The organism is Dechloromonas sp. CZR5, assembly GCF_008711155.1.
Classification (GTDB): Bacteria; Pseudomonadota; Gammaproteobacteria; order Burkholderiales; family Rhodocyclaceae; genus Azonexus.
This window is the reverse complement of record NZ_VUYQ01000009.1, coordinates 58,128-74,418: the sequence shown is the minus strand read 5'-3', so window position 1 is coordinate 74,418 and position 16,291 is coordinate 58,128. Positions and strand designations below refer to the sequence as shown.

Genomic DNA, 16,291 nt, shown 5'->3' with positions numbered 1-16,291 from the left:
CGGCCTATTGGGCCGGACGCAAATCCTTCACTTCCGTCGGTTCCTCCGGACGGTTTGAGTCGATCAGGATGCTGACCCGGCGATTCCTGGCCCTTCCCTCCAAGGTCGTATTCGTTTCCAGAGGCCGTGTTTCGCCATAGCCAATGGCGGTCAGGCGCTCGGCACCGACACCACCTTCGTTGAACAGCCTGAGCACCGTCGTGGCCCGCATGGCCGACAGCTCCCAGTTAGACGGGAATTGGGCTGTGGCGATCGGTATGTTGTCGGTATGTCCCTCGATCGTGATCGGGAAATCGGAATCGGCGAGAACCTGGGCGATGGCCTGCATCGCGCTGACCGATGCCGGCTGCAGCCTGGCCTGCCCGGCCGGGAAGAGAATACTGTCGTTGATCTCGACCGTGACGCCACGACTGGTTTCGAGCAACTTGACCTTGCCCTGGGCAATCAAGGGCTGCAACACATTCTTGATGTCGTCAGCGACATTCCTCATTTTTTGCCGCTGCTCGCCCTTCTTTTCTTCCGCCTTCTTCTGATCGGGAAGCTTGTCGGGCTTGGCAATCGGCTTGACCGGCAGGAGCGGTGCGCCCTGTATGGTCGCAATCGGTTGCCCTCCGGGTTGCCCAGTCGTATTCTTGAATGCGTTGGTCAAGGAATTGGAGAGAACCTTGTATTTCCCCTCATTCACCGATGAGATGGCATACATGACCACGAAAAAGGCAAAAAGCAGCGTAATGAAATCGGCGTATGAAACCAGCCAGCGCTCGTGGTTCTCGTGCTCCTCCTCACGCCGCCGCCGGGCCATCAGTGGAGATAACCCTTGAGACGACCTTCGATGATGCGCGGGGTGTCACCCACCGCGATCCCGACCAGTCCATCGACCAGCATTTCACGGGTCGCCACCATGCGGCCAATGTAGTATTTCAGCTTCCCGGCAATCGGCAGATAAACCAGGTTGGCCAGGCCGACGCCATAGATCGTGGCGACAAAGGCAACCGCGATCCCGGCCCCGAGCTTGGTGGGATCGGACAGATTTTCCATCACGTGGATCAGCCCCATCACCGCCCCGAGAATGCCGATGGTCGGCGAGTAGCCGCCAGCCGACTCCCAAATCTTGGCAGATTGCCGCAATTCGTCTTCGTAGGTGTCGATCTCGACCTCGAGCAACTCGCGGATACGCTCGGGGTCCGCACCATCGACCAAAAGCTGCAGGCCGCGCTTCGTGAATTCGTCCTTGACGCGCGGCATTTGGTTTTCCAGCGCCAACAAGCCTTCGCGACGCGAGAGCTGGCTCCACATCAGAATCTGCTCGATGAGGCGCTTCTGCTCGATCACCGGGGGAACCCAGACCCATTTCACCATCTTCATGCCGCGCCTGAAAACATGAATGGGACTCTGCAGCAGCACGGCGCCCAGCGTACCGCCGAGGACGATCAAAAGTGCGGTCGGCTGGACCAGAGAGCCAACATGCCCACCCTCAAGATATTGGCCGCCAATGATGGCAAACAACCCGATGGCCAGGCCGGCCAGGCTGATCTTATCCACCCACGCGCTCCTTGCGTCGCTTGACTGCCTTTGGCACCTCACCAGTCATCCGGGTACGCAACCTGGCGATCGCCTGGCTGTGCAGCTGACAGACGCGCGATTCGCTGACCCCCATGACCTCGCCGATTTCCCGGAGATTGAGATCCTGCTCGTAGTAAAGCGCCATCATCAGCTTCTCGCGCTCAGGCAGATCGCCGATGGCAGACACCAACAACGCCTTCATGCCCTGATCCTCGAGTATTGCAGCCGGATCGGCATTATTGTCGGTGAAGTGACGCTCCAGGAAGTCGTCGTCATCCTCACCCGAGAAATCTTCGAAATAGACGAGTTGGTGGCCGCGCGCATCGTGCAGCGTTTTTTGATAATCGGCCAACGAAAGACCCAGTGCCTCGGCCAGTTCGCGCTCCGAGGGCGCTCGCCCGTGCTCATGCTCGAGTTGATTCATCGCTGTTTCGATGCGCCGCAATTCCCGCCGGAGGTTCCGGGGCAACCAGTCGTTTTCCCGCAGGCCGTCAAGCATGGCCCCCCGCACGCGCTGCGTGGCATAGGTTTCGAATTGCGCCCCGAAACCCTCCTGGTAGCGGTCAATGGCGTCCAGCAGCCCGATCATCCCGTTCTGGACCAGATCATCGAACTGAACGCTGGGCGGCAAGCGTGCCATCAAATGATAGGCGACACGCTTCACCAGCGGCACAAAGCGCTGAACCAGCTGTTCCCTGTCTGGCTGCCCTGCAGCGGTATACATCAGGCTCGTAATACGTTGGGAGTTATGCGTTGGCTCAAGTGTAGCAGTTGCTGCATGAACTGTTCGACTCCGCCGGCTTCGCTTTCGCTGCGCTGCCAATACAGCATGTCCGAGGCGATATCGCGAAATGCGGCGGCCGAGGCTGAATCCGGCGCCTGCACCAGCACCGGACGACACAACTGGGCAGCCAGGCGCAGGGATTCGTCAAGCGGAACCGCGCCGGCGTAGTCCAGACGGGCAATGCCCCGCTGAGCGGCGACCTGCGCGATATTCTCGTAAATCGAGCGTGCATCGGGCTGGCTGCGCACCTTGTTCACCAGAATGCGGAAATGCTTCCGTGAAAAAGCATGGCTCACCTTCTTGATCAGCGAATAGGCCTCAGTGATGGAGGCGCTGCTTCCGGAGAGGACGACGACCGCCTCCTGGGCTGCTATGCCAAATGGAGAAAAGCCATGTGGATGCGCCATGCTGGCATCGACCAGAATCACATCGACCGGCCGATCAAGGCCCGACATGGCATCGAGCAGGGTTTGCTGCTGATGCAGGGAGAGGCGCCCCAGCTTCTTCACTGCGCGGGCCGCCGGCAAGACGCGAAGACCGTGCATCGGCTGCAGCAAGACTTGCGACAAGGGCAATTCGCGCTGCACCACATTAAGCAGGTCGCTGCGCGCGACCAGACCAAAGGTGGAAGCAATGTCGTCACCCGGCGCATGCTCGTCGATGATCAGGACTTCCTTGCCAAGGCGAGCCAAGGCCACGCCGATATTGGCGACGGCAACACTGCGCCCGACGCCTTCGCAACCAGCGACGAAGGTGACAACCTGAAGCTGCTGCCCGCCCCCGAGAAGACGACGCAGGCCGGCAGCCTGGTCGACGCGAAAGTCAGCCACGACGCCCTCCAGCCGCAACCATGCCGGCATTGGCCATCATCATGGCCGGCTCGATCCCGTCATACTTGTGCGGAGAAGCTTCCGGCACGTCCTTAAAGGCACGATGCAGCAGGTAGCTGCGATTCGGAAGATGGATATCTTCCGGCACACGCTGCCCGTTCGACACATAGAGCAGCTTGAGGCTGTGGCGCATGATGACATCGAGCGCCGTGGCAAGACTGGCTGCTTCGTCGATCTTGGTCAGGATGCAACCGGCCAGCGAATCGCCGGCGTAGGCGCGTACCACGTCGTCCAGGGTATCGCCGCGCGCGGTCGAATTGAGCAGCAGGACCCGCTGAACATCGCATCCCGCCAACATGTCGGTCAATTCGGGGACCAGCTTGTCCTTCTGGCTCATACCCATGGTGTCGATCAACACCATGTGCTTGTGCTGCAACTCGTTGAGCGTCTGGCGAAGCTCCGTCGCATCCTTGACCAGATGCACGGACACCCCCAGGATGCGCCCATAGATACGCAGTTGCTCGTGCGCACCGATCCGGTAGCCGTCGGTCGTCACCAGCGCCACCTTGCTCGGCCCATGGCGCAGCACGCAGCGCGCGGCCAGCTTGGCTGTCGTCGTGGTCTTGCCAACGCCGGTTGGCCCGACCAGTGCGTAGACACCGCCCCGGTCGACAATGTCGTTTTCGTTGCCCAGCGTCATCAGCGAGCGATCGGCAGCGCCCTTGACCCAGGCCATGGCTTCGACGGCGCTCATGTCCACCGGCAGGTCGGACAACAGATCGCGGGCGAACTGCGGCGAGAAGCCGGCATCGAGCATCTGGCGAAGGATGTCGGTCTTCACCGGCTCCGAACGCGCTACCTCGCCCCAGGCAAAGCCGGCCAGATGCTGCTCGACGATCTTGCGCAAGGAACGGATTTCCTCCATGACCTCCATCGGCACGACCTCCGCCTCAGCCCGGCGTGGCGCGGCAGCCGGTTGCGGGATCGCAGCCGCGGCGGGTGCGGCGGCTGGTGCCTGGCGGGGCTGTACGGGCGGCTGTGATGGGCGAGTCATTTCCAGATTACGCAACGCGCCGGTCTTGGGAATACCGGCATTAACCGTTGCGGCCGGCTTGGCGAGGAAAGCATGATTCGCCGTCGGCCGGGTCACCTGTTGCGGCGCCGAGGGCACCGCCACCGGTGGTGTCGGCTGCGAAATCCGGGCGCGAGCCGAATTGAGCACGACCCGGTAGTCATCCTCGGCATCGATCCTGGGCTGCGGACGTTGTTGTACCGGGGCGCTGTCGGCAACCGGCGTCGGCACGATCATGGCCATGTCCCGGGCTGCGACAGCCATGATCTCCACGCCACCGGGGACGCCCCGGTTGGAAAGGATGATGGCGTCGTTGCCCAAGGTCTCCTTGACCTTCCTCAAGGCATCCCTTGCGTTGGCGGCGATGAATTTTCTGACGTTCATGTTCTACCTCCGATGATCGAGGTCACCTTGATAATTCGGGCTTCAGGCACTTCATTGTGCGAAAGCACCTTGAGTTGAGGAATGGTGCGGCGCAGGAACCTGGAGAGCAGCAGGCGCAGACTTCCCGGAACCAGCAATACAGCGGGCAAGCCCAGGCTTTCCTGGCGCCCGGCGGCGGCGGCCGTCTCGCGGATCAGGGTATCCGCCAGGCCCGGCTCGAAACTGGTGTTCTCCGAACCGCCGGCGACAGCCTGGGTGAGCAGGCGTTCGAGCGTCGGGTCCAGCGACATGACCTGCATTTCGCCGGTGCCCGGGAAAAGCTGCTGGACGATGGCACGGCCCAGCGCGGTACGCACCTGGATGGTGAGATCGTCCGCATTCTGGGTCCGCGTCGCATGGTCGGCGACGGTTTCGATGATGGTCCGCATGTCGCGGATATGGACACCTTCCTCGAGCATGCCTTGCAGGACTTTCTGCAAGGTTCCGAGCGGCAGGATCTTGGGTACCAGATCCTCGACCAGCTTGGGCATTTCCTTGGCCAGATGATCGAGCAATTGCTGCACTTCCTGGCGCCCCAGCAGCTCGGCCGCGTGCGTCAGGATGAGGTGATTCAGGTGTGTGGCGACGACCGTCGACGCATCGACAACGGTATAGCCATACGCCTGCGCCTGATCGCGCTGCGCCGCATCGATCCACGTAGCCGGGAGGCCAAAGGCCGGATCCTTGGTGCTGACGCCATTCAATGTTCCGGCAACGCGCCCCGGATTGATCGCCAGATACTGGCCTGTATAGGCCTCGCCCTGGCCAATCTCCACGCCCTTGAGCAGGATGCGGTAAGTATTCGGTTTCAGCTCCAGGTTGTCGCGGATATGGACCGGCGAAACGAGGAAACCGACTTCCTGGGCAAATTTCTTGCGGATGCCGCGGATACGGCGCAACAGTTCGCCGTCCTGTGACTTGTCGACCAGCGGAATCAGGCGGTAACCGACTTCCAGGCCGAGCACATCGAGCGGCGCCACGTCGGCCCAACTTGCCTCGAGTGCTTCCTGCACCGGGGCCGGAGCGACTTGCATGGGGGTTTCGACGATACGCTTCTCACGCTGCATCATGGTCCAGGAGAGCCAGCCAAGAACGGCAGCAAGGAGCAGGAAGACCAGATTGGGCATTCCCGGAATGAGGCCCAGGAAACCGACGATGGCGGCGGTGATCGCAATCACCTTGGCATTGCGGAACATCTGGCTCACGACCTGCTGGCCGACATCGCGATCGTCGGAGACGCGAGTAACCACCATACCTGCGGCGATGGAAATGATTAGCCCCGGGATCTGTGCCACCAGGCCGTCACCGATCGTCAGCAGGGTATAGTTCTTGGCTGCCTGGGCGAGCTCCATGTTGTGCTGCAGGACACCGACGATCAAACCGCCGACCACGTTGAGCAGCATGATGATGATGCCGGCGACCGCGTCGCCGCGCACGAACTTCGACGCACCGTCCATTGAACCGAAGAATTCGGACTCGCGGGAAATGTCGGTCCGGCGTTTGCGTGCCTCCTCCTCGCCGATCAGGCCGGCGTTGAGATCGGCATCGATGGCCATTTGCTTGCCCGGCATCGCATCGAGCGTGAAACGCGCGGAGACTTCGGCAACCCGACCGGCACCCTTGGTGATCACGACAAAATTGATGACCACCAGGATCAGGAAGACCATGATACCGACGGCAAAATTGCCTCCGACCAGGAAATGGCCGAATGCCTCGATCACCTTGCCGGCGGCATCGGGGCCGTTATGCCCCTCGAGCATCACGATCCGGGTCGAAGCGACGTTCAGTGACAGGCGCAACAGGGTTGTCACCAGCAGAACCGTCGGGAAAACCGAGAAATCAAGCGTTTTCTGGGTATTGACGGCAACCAGCAGGACAAGCACCGAGATTGCGATATTGAAGGTGAAGAACACATCCAGCACGAACGCCGGCAGCGGCAACACCATCATTGCCAGGATCATCAGGATCAGAACCGGCGCTGCTACCTGGGTCAAATTTAGACGCCCCAGCAGGTTCTGCATGCTCATCGACGAGGCTGCCATTTAGCTCGCCTCCGGGACAAGGTTCGGCGGCACCGGCAGGTCACGCGGCGGCACCGGATAGGTACCCCCCGCCTGACGCCAGTTGGCCAACTGGTAGATATAAGCAAGAACCTCCGCGACTGCGTTGTACAGGGCGGAGGGGATTTCGGCGTCGATCTCGGTGTGTTTGTGGAGCGCCCGTGCCAATGGGGGCGCCTCCAGGATCGGTACCGCATTTTCGGAAGCCACCTCGCGTATCTTCAAGGCGACCGCGCCAACGCCCTTGGCAACCACCTTGGGCGCAGCCATCCCCGCCTTGTACGAAAGCGCCACGGCGTAATGCGTCGGGTTGGTGACCACCACATTCGCTGTCGGCACGGCGGCCATCATCCGCCTGCGTGCAGCCTGCATCTGAAGGCTGCGGATGCGACCCTTGACGTGCGGGTCACCCATCATTTCCTTCATTTCCTGCTTGACCTCTTCCTTGGTCATTTTCAGCTTGTCAAAATATTGCCAAAGCTGAAACGGAACGTCGGCAGCAACAACCAGCACCAGAGTGGCTACCAGGATCAGGAACGAGAACGCGATCATATGGCCGGCATGCGCCAGCCCCGCCTCCAGCGATTCACCGAGCAAGCCGAACAACTCTTCCCGCTCCTTCCAAATCAACAGGGCTGCCACGCCCCCCACCAGCACCGCCTTGAGTACCGCCTTGAGCAACTCCATCAGGCTGGACCAGGAAAACATGCGTCCAAAACCGCTCAAGGGATTCAGGCGTTTCAAATCCGGCACCAGCGCCTTGGGCGAAAACACCCAGGCGTTCAGGAAAAACGGCGGCAGGATGGCAGCCACCAGGAGCAGGGCCAACAAGGGGGAAAACACGAACAGTGCATCGCTGGAAATATCGGCCAGCCGCGGAAGCATCAGATTCGGCTCGCGCATGACCTGAGAATCGATGACGAAGCCCTTCCGCATGATGGCCATGGCGCGCTGCGCAAACCAGCCGCCCATCATCCAGATAGTTGCCGCAGCGACGGCGAGGACCAGAAAAGTACCAAGTTCACGGGAATGGGGGACCTGACCCTGCTCGCGGGCCTGCTCGATTCGCCTGCCTGTAGGCTCTTCGGTTTTCTCGAGGTCGCTATCTTCCGCCATAGCCGTGTCTAGTTGGTGTTGCGGCTATTATAGGAAAAAACGAGAAAAATTAAATAGGTACACCACTTTTTTTAGATTGTTTCTCAGATGCCAGACGCAAGCCCATGACATCAGAGTAAACATCCAAAAAGAAAGAGAGGGCCGCAGCCCTCTCTCAACTCGTTGACTTGGAACGGGAATCAGGCGAAGTCGAGCGCCCTTACCGCCGACCCGATATCAACATGCTGCCCGATATCGGTCAGCAACTCCTTCATATCCAGAATCAGCACGATCTGACCGTTGGACAGGGTCGTTACCCCGGCAACGCCCTTGGGACGGAAGTCCTCGAGCGACTTGATCACCGCATCGTCGCGCCCGGCAAAACTGTCGACTCCCAGGATGAAGCTTCGCTCTGCCGTCTGCATGAACACCCCGTACTCCGGGTAGTGCTCTCGCGGCCAACCGAGCAGGCGGGAGAGTGTAATGACGGGCAAGACTTCGCCGCGCACCACCAGCGTTTCCTTGCCGCCCACCTCCTGGATGCGGCTCTGCTCGATCGGCAGGATTTCGCGAACCAGCGACAGCGGCAGTGCAAACGGCTGATCACCCAGAAGCACCAGCAATACCGGCAGGATGGCCAGCGTCAGCGGCAGGGAGATCATGAATACGGATCCCTTGCCCGGCTCGGAGCGAATTTCGATCGAGCCATTGAGCTTCTGAATGTTGGTCTTGACCACATCCATGCCCACGCCACGCCCGGACACATCGGAAATCTGGGTCTTGGTCGAGAATCCGGGCAGGAAAATCAGGTTCAGGCTCTGACGCTCATCCAGCGTATTCGCCTCTTCCTCGGAAATCAGCCCCTTCTCGATAGCCTTGGCACGAATCCGCTCGGCACTCATCCCCTTACCGTCATCGGCGATGATCAGGACGATGTGATCACCCTCCTGGCGCGCCTCCAGGCGTACCAGACTCTTTGCGGGCTTGCCGGCCGCCTGGCGCTCGGCCGGCATTTCAACGCCGTGATCGACTGCATTACGAATCAGGTGGATCAGCGGATCCGCCAAATCCTCGATCATGGTTTTATCGACCTCGGTTTCCTCGCCTGCCAGTACCAGTTCCACATCCTTACCCAGTTGCCGCGCCAGATCGCGGGCGATACGCGGATATTTCTGGAACAGGCGACCGATCGGCTGCATTCGGGTTTTCATGACCGAGTTCTGCAGATCGGAAACCAGCAAGTCGAGCTGACTGACCGCCTGATCAAGGGCATGCAACGTTTCGGAATCGTTCTTGCCGGCCAGGATATCGGCGCGCAAACTGGTCAGGCGGTTCTTGGTCAGGCCAATTTCACCGGACAGGTTCAGCACTTGGTCGAGTCGGGATGTATCGACACGAATGGTATTCTCGCGGACGCGCTCTTCCGCGCGCCTTGCATTGACGGGCTGCGCTCCCGGGCGATCGGTTGCCCGACGTCCGTAAGGAGAAGCCGGCGCCTGCTGGCCGGAGGCCTGAGCAGGCATGCCGGCTGCCGGCGTCACGGCAATGCCACCGGCAGCCGCTTCCGCCTTGGTAATCAATTCGCTCACCGGTGCCTGCGTTGCCGGCTGCCCAGCGACGGCAGCATGGAGCAGGCTCCAGTCGGGCTCCCCACTAGTCGCGGATGGCTCCGGTGCGACTTCGTGCGCGGCCGGAGCAGTATCCGCCGCCGGAGCTGCCACCGGCTGTTCGCCAGACAGGGCCCCCTGCAAGGCGGCCAGGACGTCGGGATCGGCCGGTTGCGGCTGTACCATCTGCCCCAATTCGCCGAACATCTCGCGAACGCCCTTGGTTGCCGCCATGATGACGTCCATCAACTCGGGCGTCAGCTCCAGCTCACCATTGCGCAAGCGATCGAAGAGATTTTCCGTCAAATGGCAGAGCGTCACCAGTTCGGTGGCGTTCAGGAATCCAGCGCCGCCCTTGACGGTATGGAATCCACGGAAAATGTCGTTGAGAAGCCCGCGGTCATCCGGCATCTTTTCGAGATCGACAAGTTTGTTGTCAACGTCGGACAACAAATCGCTCGCCTCTTGCAGGAAATCCTGCAGCAGGTCTTCCATTCCGCTAAAGTCACTCATAGTGCCCCTCCTCAGAATCCGAGGCTGTCGAGCAAGTCATCGACCTGCTCCTGGTTGACCACGACATCGCTGCGCCCCTCGGCATTGACGACCGGCCCGTTCATCAGGCTAGCCACCTCTTCAGTCCGCCGGGTGGCCGGCAAGACATCAATCAGCGCCCCCATCAGCCCCGCCTCAAGTTCCTGCGCCAGAAGCACGACCTTCTTGATAACCTGCCCGGTCAAATCCTGGAAATCCTGCGCCATCATGATTTCGGTCAGCTGGGCGTGGGTTGCGCGCGTCTTCGTTGGTAACTGATCCTTCAGGTAAGCGCGGGTTTCCTCGGCCAGCTGCTTGAACTCGGCAACACCGAGCTGATTGGCAAAGGCCTTGTCCCAGCGAGAGCCCAGTTCCGAAGCGCCGCTTTCGATTTCATCAACCAAGGGACCGGCAATATCCGTGGCATTGAGGACGCGGCAGGCGGCCTGCTCGGTCAGATTCGCCACGTACGCCAAGCGGTCCTTCGCATCCGGCAACGCGGTCACCGTCTGCGCCAGCAACTTGTCATAGCCCAGTTCACGCAGCGTGTCGTGCAGCGATCGCGCCATGTGGCCGAGACGATTGAATACGGCTTCCTGCTGCGGCCAGTCTTCAGGGCCCGCATCCGACGAAGGCGACGTAGCAGCCAATTCGGAAACAACAGCAGTCGCCTTGGTCTCGGCGGCGACGCTGTCGAATAGTGCCTGCAGATCGTCAGAATCGCTATCGGCCGACGCTTTAGGCGCCGACGCTACGGGCGCGGGCGCCGCAGCCGCAAGCGGCGGAAAATCGGCGGCGATGGAGTCGAACAGGGCCTCTAGATCGGCGGAATCGTTATTGGCAGCCATGATATCCCCTTAGGCCTGACCCATTTTTTCGAATATCTTGTTCAGTTTTTCGGAAAGCGTACCCGCCGTGAATGGCTTGACGATATAGCCACTCGCACCGGCCTGGGCCGCGGCGATGATGTTCTCCTTCTTGGCTTCCGCCGTAATCATCAGCACCGGCAGGTGCTTGAGATTCGGGGTCGCGCGGATGGTTTGCAACAAGGTGAGCCCATCCATGTTGGGCATGTTCCAGTCCGTCACGACGAACTCGAAACCACCGCCCTGCAGCTTTTGCAGGGCAATCGCCCCGTCCTCAGCCTCGTCCACGTTGGTGTAGCCCAACTCCTTGAGGAGGTTGCGGACAATACGACGCATCGTGGAAAAGTCATCCACTACCAGAAATCTCATTTTGGGATCAGCCATCAACTACTCCGGTAACTCTGTTTGTTATCGTTCAATCAGCGGGCGCAAGGTATCGGCCAAAGCTTCGGCATCGAACTTGGCCACGTATGCATCCACACCTACCGACTTGCCCATTGCACGATTCGCTTCAGACGAGAGCGAAGAATGCATGACGACCGGCACGCCATCGAAGCGCGGGTCGGACTTGATGTTCTTGGTCAGCACATAGCCATCCATCTCCGGCATCTCGGCATCGACAAGAATCAACCGGACATCGTCGCGAATGTTACGCCCCATCTGGGAGGCGTGCGCAGCCAGCCCCTGCAGGCGGGTCCATGCCTCCATGCCGTTGGTGGCATGCTTGTGACGAACCCCAAGCTTGTCCAGTACCTCGGAAATCTTCCGGCGAGCCACAACCGAGTCGTCCACGAAAAACACGCTGGTATCCGGATCGACACGTGCCGGCGGGATATCAATAATCATTGCTTCGCCAAACGCGTTGGCAAGAATCTGTTCGACATCGAGAATCGACACCAGACCGCCGCCCTCCAGCTCGATGACGGCAGTGATCAGCCCCTGGTTGGCGGAAAGCACACTCTCCGGCGCTTTTACCCGCTCCCAATCGACACGGATGATGCGATCCACATCGTGCACCAGGAAACCCAGGGTGCGCTTCGAATACTCGGCCACCATCATGGTTTTTCCACGACCCGGCTGCGTATCCAGCTGCAGGAAAGGGGCCAGGGAGAGCACGGGAATCACGTTGCCTCGCAACGAGATAAGACCTTCGACACCGCGCGGCATGTTGGGGGTCTTGGTGATGTGAGGAGTCCGCCCTACTTCGCGTACCTTGAAAACATTGATCCCGAAAATCTCGCGAGTACCCAGCGAAAACAACAGGATTTCCATTTTGTTCGAGCCAGCCAGCCGCGTCCTGGCATCGACACTATCCAGCAGGTTCTTGCTTTCAACGAGATTCATCTTCTTCTCCCGCTCACTCAATCCACAGCAACAGATGTCGTTTCAACCCCAAGGCGACGCGCCAGGGTTTCCGACAAACGTAGTGGCTCGAATTTCGGCACATATTCGTCTACGCCAACCGACAAGCCCAGCTTCTGATTCGACATCCCGGAGAGTGACGAATGCATGATGACCGAGATGCCACTGAAGCGCGGATCCGACTTGATTTTCTTGGTGAGAATGTAGCCGTCCATTTCCGGCATTTCGATATCGGTCAGAACCAGGCTGATGATCGACGATGGCGACTTGCCGACCGACAGCGCATAAGTCGCGACCTTTTCCATCTCTTCCCACATCTGGCGGCCGTTGACCGCGGCCACGCCCTTGACGCCCATGGCCGCCAGGGTGCGCTCGATCTGCTTGCGCGCGACGCTGGAATCGTCACAGTAGAACACCGTGCACTCGGGCCGATCGATGGTGATGACATCCCGGAACATGATTTCCTGGTCGATGCTGGTGGTTTCCGACAAGACTTTCTCGACATCCATCATCATCACCAGCCGGTTGTCTGCCAACTCGGTCACTGCGGTAACCAGACCACCCGTCTGGGCGGTGAGCATCTCCGGAGGCACCCGCATTTTGCTCCAGTCAAGGCGCAGAATGGTATCCACCCCTTCGACCAAAAAGCCTTGGGTATGCCCGTTGTATTCCGTCACGATCATGATTTCGCGCGGCGTCCCCGGCGTAATGCCCGAGTATTTCGCCAGATCGATTACCGGCACCAGCGCACCACGCAAGCTGACCATCCCTTCAACTGAGGATGGCATATCGGGAGCGGCGGTGATAGCCGGTGTACGCATCACTTCGCGAACCTTGAAGACATTGATGCCGTAGGTTTCGCGGCGACCGGTACGCTGATCGACCCCGAGGAAAAACAGCAAAATCTCCAATTTGTTGGTTCCAGCCAACTTGGTCCGTGCATCAATATTCTTTAATAGTTCCGACATCGCATTCCTCTCGCACGTCACCTGCTACCATCCGATCAGGCCACCTGCCTGCCGAGCACCGTCGCAACAGAGGCTGTTCACTCAGCCCTATGCAGGGCATCCACCCTGCCATTCCCTAGCGACCTACGTTATCACTTTTTTAAGAAATTTGGAATAATTTACCAAAATTTGCAATATCCAGCACCTGTTTTACGTTACCACGTACACCAAGCAAACTGACCTCCTTATTGGCGCCACCCAACTTATCCCGCAACATCAACAACATACCCAAAGCCGAGCTGTCCAGATAATCTACGCCAGAAAAATCAACGACGACAGAACGGACGGAGGCATCGCCAACCAAGGGTTCATAGGCGCTGCGAAATTCGCGATGGGTATTGAAGTCAAAACGGCCGACCAGTTTGATCGTCGCCTTGCCGGCGTCTTTGAGAATGCTCGCTTGCATCGGTATTCCTATTCAAAATAACCAAATTTCACATTAGTTTAATACTTTACAGACGGGGAACAAGCCCAAACGCGCTTTACAGCGCAGCAGCAGCCAAAACCTTTCGGGAAATTTCCTCAAGCGAATACTGCTCCTCGACACCGCCGATCAGGAATGCTTCCCTGGGCATGCCATATACGACGCAGCTACCTTCATCCTGTCCGAAGGTTCTCGCACCGGCCTGACGCATGCGCAAAAGCCCTTGGGCGCCATCCTTCCCCATACCGGTCAAGATGACTCCAACAGCCTTTTTGCCAACCAGCGTGGCTGCCGAGTCAAAAAGCACGTCAACGGAAGGTCGATGCCGATTGACCGGCGGAGAGGCAGCCAACTCGGTGGCATAACCGGTCGCTACCCGCTTGATCGTCATATGCGAGTGGCCCGGCGCTATATAGACAGTGCCGGACTCTACCTTCTCGTTTCCCTGCGACTCGATGACCTGGGGCGCACATAATCCATCGAGACGGCGCGCAAACGATGCCGTGAACGATTCCGGCATATGCTGGACAATCAGGATCGGCGGGCAATCCGCCGGGACGCCCATCAAAAAATCCTTGATGGCCTCGGTCCCTCCCGTGGAAGCGCCAAGAAAAATGATCTTCCCGTTGCTCCCGTTGGCCGCCCCCTTGGCGGAACCTGCGGGCTTCACCGTCGGTGCGGTCAGCGGCATAGCGACAGGGCGACGCAAGCGCGCGCCCTTGGCGGCGCGAATTTTCTCGACCAACTCGTCGGCATAGGCCTCCATGCTTCGCCCACCATCAGAGCGGGGCTTTCCGATGAAATCAATGGCGCCCAGTTCCAGCGCCTTCAATGTGGTATCCGAGCCGGCCTCGGTAAATGAGGAAACCATGACCACCGGCATCGGCCTGAGGCGCATCAGGCGATCAAGAAACTCCAAGCCATCCATCTTCGGCATCTGGACATCCAGGGTCAATACGTCCGGATTCAGGGTCTTGATCATTTCCCTTGCGGTTGATGCATCCGGTGCGGAGCCGACAACCTCGATATCCGGCGCCGAATTGATCATTTGGCTCAACAGGCCACGCATCAACGCAGAATCATCAACAACCAGAACTCTTGTTTTGTGCAGCATCTAGATCACGTCAAGGGAAGGATTTGTCGGAAAAATCGGCCTTAAATGAACAGTTCAACCTCGCCCTCGAGGCGCGAACCGGACAATCTGACCTTGTAATCGTTTTCGCGGCTGAACAAGGTATCGTTATGCACGCGGTGCAGCTTTTTGACCAGAACCTTGCCGCTCTGGGGGAAATAGTAGACTTTCCGCGGATACGAATCCAGCAGGTCCTTGGCAACGACGGGAATCTTTTCGGTCTTCAGGAAGTTGAGAACAAATTCGGCGTTGCGCGCGCCAACGTTGCTGCTCGACAAGCTGGCCATGACCGCACCGCCCCCGAACACTTTCGCCTCCAGACGGTTTCTCCGCGCCCCCAGCTTGAGCAGGTGGTTGATCAGGACTTCCATGGCATATGTCCCATAACGGGCCGAGGTGCCAACGGTATCTCTCCCGCCGTCATCCGGCAACATGAAATGATTCATGCCGCCGATACCGGAGTCGCAGTCACGAATACAGGCTGCGACACAGGACCCAAGCACCGTCACGAGCAAGGCATCGTCATTGGCGACGAAATACTCGCCGGGCAATATCTTGGCAGCCTCCAGCCCGAACTTGCGGTCGAAATAGCGATTTGCGGCGAGGTTTTCGTCGTAGGCGTGTTGCACCGGCGCTTTTCCTAACGTGCCCGCGCCAGGGTATAAACCGTCTTGCCCTGGGATTTGAAGAGGTCCGCAGCATGCAGAAAACTCTCCGAATGTCCGGCAAACATCAATCCATCCGGCTGCATCATGGGGGCAAAGCGAGCAAGTATCTTGTACTGCGTCGGCTTGTCGAAATAGATCATGACGTTTCGGCAGAATATGACGTCAAGCGGTCCTTTGACTGCGTAGCTTTGGTCCAGGAGATTGAGGCGCTGGAACTGAATCATGTTTTTCAGCTCCGGTCGCACCGAGACATAACCCTCCTGAGCGCCCGTTCCGCGCAGGAAAAACTTGCGCAAGCGTTCCGGGGATAGTTTTTCAACCCGCTCGATCGGATAGACCCCTTTTTGTGCCGTAGCCAGCACGTTGGTATCGAGATCCGACGCCACGATCGAAACATTCGAACAATTGCCGCCAAACGTTTCTGCTACCGTAATCGCAATCGAATAGGGCTCCTCCCCCGTCGATGCCGCGGAGCACCACACGCGAATCGGACGATGGTTGCCCAGTTTGCGAAGATGTTCCGCAAAGATGGGGAAATGGTGCGGCTCGCGAAAGAACGAGGTCAGATTGGTGGTCAGCGAATTGACGAAGCGTTCCCATTCGTCGCCACCATTCTTTTCCAATGCATCGAGATAATCCGCGAAGGTTTGCTTGCCGGTTGCCCGCAAACGGCGGGCCAACCGCGAATACACCATATCCTGTTTGACCGGCGACAGTGAAATGCCGGCATGCTGATAGATCAATTTGCGAACCCGCTCGAAATCAGCCGTCGAAAAGGAGAATTCCCGCGCGGCACTCTCCCGCTGCGGCAACGTGGCCGTAACGGCGCTTCTCAACGGTAACCCCGGTTTGTGCAAGTCAGCCATG

16 protein-coding genes are annotated in these 16,291 nt (G+C 59.1%); all 16 read right to left on the bottom strand.

All coding sequences use genetic code 11. The features are described 5' to 3' along the window. Positions 1 to 4 precede the first annotated feature (4 nt). Entirely contained in the window at positions 5 to 802 is a 798-nt protein-coding gene (gene motD / locus F1002_RS18355; protein WP_150430495.1) for a flagellar motor protein MotD, read from the bottom strand. Beyond that, positions 802 to 1,542 carry a flagellar motor protein gene (locus tag F1002_RS18350; protein WP_150430494.1) on the bottom strand — a complete coding sequence of 247 codons (741 nt, stop codon included), beginning with the start codon at positions 1,540 to 1,542 and terminating at the stop codon, positions 802 to 804. Before F1002_RS18350 ends, motD begins: the two co-directional genes overlap by 1 nt. Beyond that, entirely contained in the window at positions 1,535 to 2,287 is a 753-nt protein-coding gene (locus F1002_RS18345; RefSeq protein ID WP_150430493.1) for an RNA polymerase sigma factor FliA, read from the bottom strand. Before F1002_RS18345 ends, F1002_RS18350 begins: the two co-directional genes overlap by 8 nt. After that, on the bottom strand, positions 2,287 to 3,177 hold the full coding sequence (locus tag F1002_RS18340; protein ID WP_150430492.1) for a MinD/ParA family protein: 891 nt from the start codon (positions 3,175 to 3,177) through the stop codon (positions 2,287 to 2,289). Before F1002_RS18340 ends, F1002_RS18345 begins: the two co-directional genes overlap by 1 nt. Beyond that, positions 3,170 to 4,633, bottom strand: a complete 1,464-nt coding sequence (gene flhF / locus F1002_RS18335; protein WP_150430491.1) for a flagellar biosynthesis protein FlhF — start codon at positions 4,631 to 4,633, stop codon at positions 3,170 to 3,172. The genes F1002_RS18340 and flhF overlap by 8 nt, the downstream gene beginning before the upstream one ends. Beyond that, the gene (gene flhA / locus F1002_RS18330) at positions 4,630 to 6,714 is read right to left on the bottom strand and encodes a flagellar biosynthesis protein FlhA (RefSeq protein WP_150430490.1); all 2,085 of its coding nucleotides are present in this window, start codon (positions 6,712 to 6,714) and stop codon (positions 4,630 to 4,632) included. Before flhA ends, flhF begins: the two co-directional genes overlap by 4 nt. Beyond that, on the bottom strand, positions 6,715 to 7,848 hold the full coding sequence (flhB, locus tag F1002_RS18325) for a flagellar biosynthesis protein FlhB (RefSeq protein WP_150430489.1): 1,134 nt from the start codon (positions 7,846 to 7,848) through the stop codon (positions 6,715 to 6,717). Between the two features lie 179 nt (positions 7,849 to 8,027). Further along, positions 8,028 to 9,947 (bottom strand): chemotaxis protein CheA, encoded by a 1,920-nt coding sequence (locus tag F1002_RS18320; protein WP_150430488.1) that lies wholly within the window; start codon positions 9,945 to 9,947, stop codon positions 8,028 to 8,030. Positions 9,948 to 9,958: 11 nt separating this feature from the next. After that, on the bottom strand, positions 9,959 to 10,813 hold the full coding sequence (gene cheZ, locus F1002_RS18315) for a protein phosphatase CheZ (RefSeq protein WP_150430487.1): 855 nt from the start codon (positions 10,811 to 10,813) through the stop codon (positions 9,959 to 9,961). A 9-nt stretch (positions 10,814 to 10,822) separates the two neighbouring features. Beyond that, positions 10,823 to 11,215: a chemotaxis response regulator CheY gene (cheY, locus tag F1002_RS18310; protein ID WP_150430486.1), complete on the bottom strand. Its 393-nt coding sequence runs from the start codon at positions 11,213 to 11,215 to the stop codon at positions 10,823 to 10,825. Between the two features lie 24 nt (positions 11,216 to 11,239). Beyond that, positions 11,240 to 12,175 (bottom strand): chemotaxis protein, encoded by a 936-nt coding sequence (locus tag F1002_RS18305; protein ID WP_150430485.1) that lies wholly within the window; start codon positions 12,173 to 12,175, stop codon positions 11,240 to 11,242. Positions 12,176 to 12,192: 17 nt separating this feature from the next. Further along, positions 12,193 to 13,161 (bottom strand): chemotaxis protein, encoded by a 969-nt coding sequence (locus F1002_RS18300; protein WP_150430484.1) that lies wholly within the window; start codon positions 13,159 to 13,161, stop codon positions 12,193 to 12,195. Positions 13,162 to 13,300: 139 nt separating this feature from the next. Beyond that, positions 13,301 to 13,606 (bottom strand): STAS domain-containing protein, encoded by a 306-nt coding sequence (locus tag F1002_RS18295; protein ID WP_150430483.1) that lies wholly within the window; start codon positions 13,604 to 13,606, stop codon positions 13,301 to 13,303. A gap of 76 nt (positions 13,607 to 13,682) precedes the next feature. Further along, on the bottom strand, positions 13,683 to 14,738 hold the full coding sequence (locus F1002_RS18290; RefSeq protein ID WP_150430482.1) for a chemotaxis response regulator protein-glutamate methylesterase: 1,056 nt from the start codon (positions 14,736 to 14,738) through the stop codon (positions 13,683 to 13,685). 41 nt (positions 14,739 to 14,779) lie between these two features. Further along, entirely contained in the window at positions 14,780 to 15,385 is a 606-nt protein-coding gene (gene cheD, locus F1002_RS18285; RefSeq protein WP_150430481.1) for a chemoreceptor glutamine deamidase CheD, read from the bottom strand. Positions 15,386 to 15,396: 11 nt separating this feature from the next. Then, the gene (locus tag F1002_RS18280) at positions 15,397 to 16,290 is read right to left on the bottom strand and encodes a CheR family methyltransferase (RefSeq protein ID WP_150430480.1); all 894 of its coding nucleotides are present in this window, start codon (positions 16,288 to 16,290) and stop codon (positions 15,397 to 15,399) included. Between the last annotated feature and the right edge of the window lies 1 nt (position 16,291).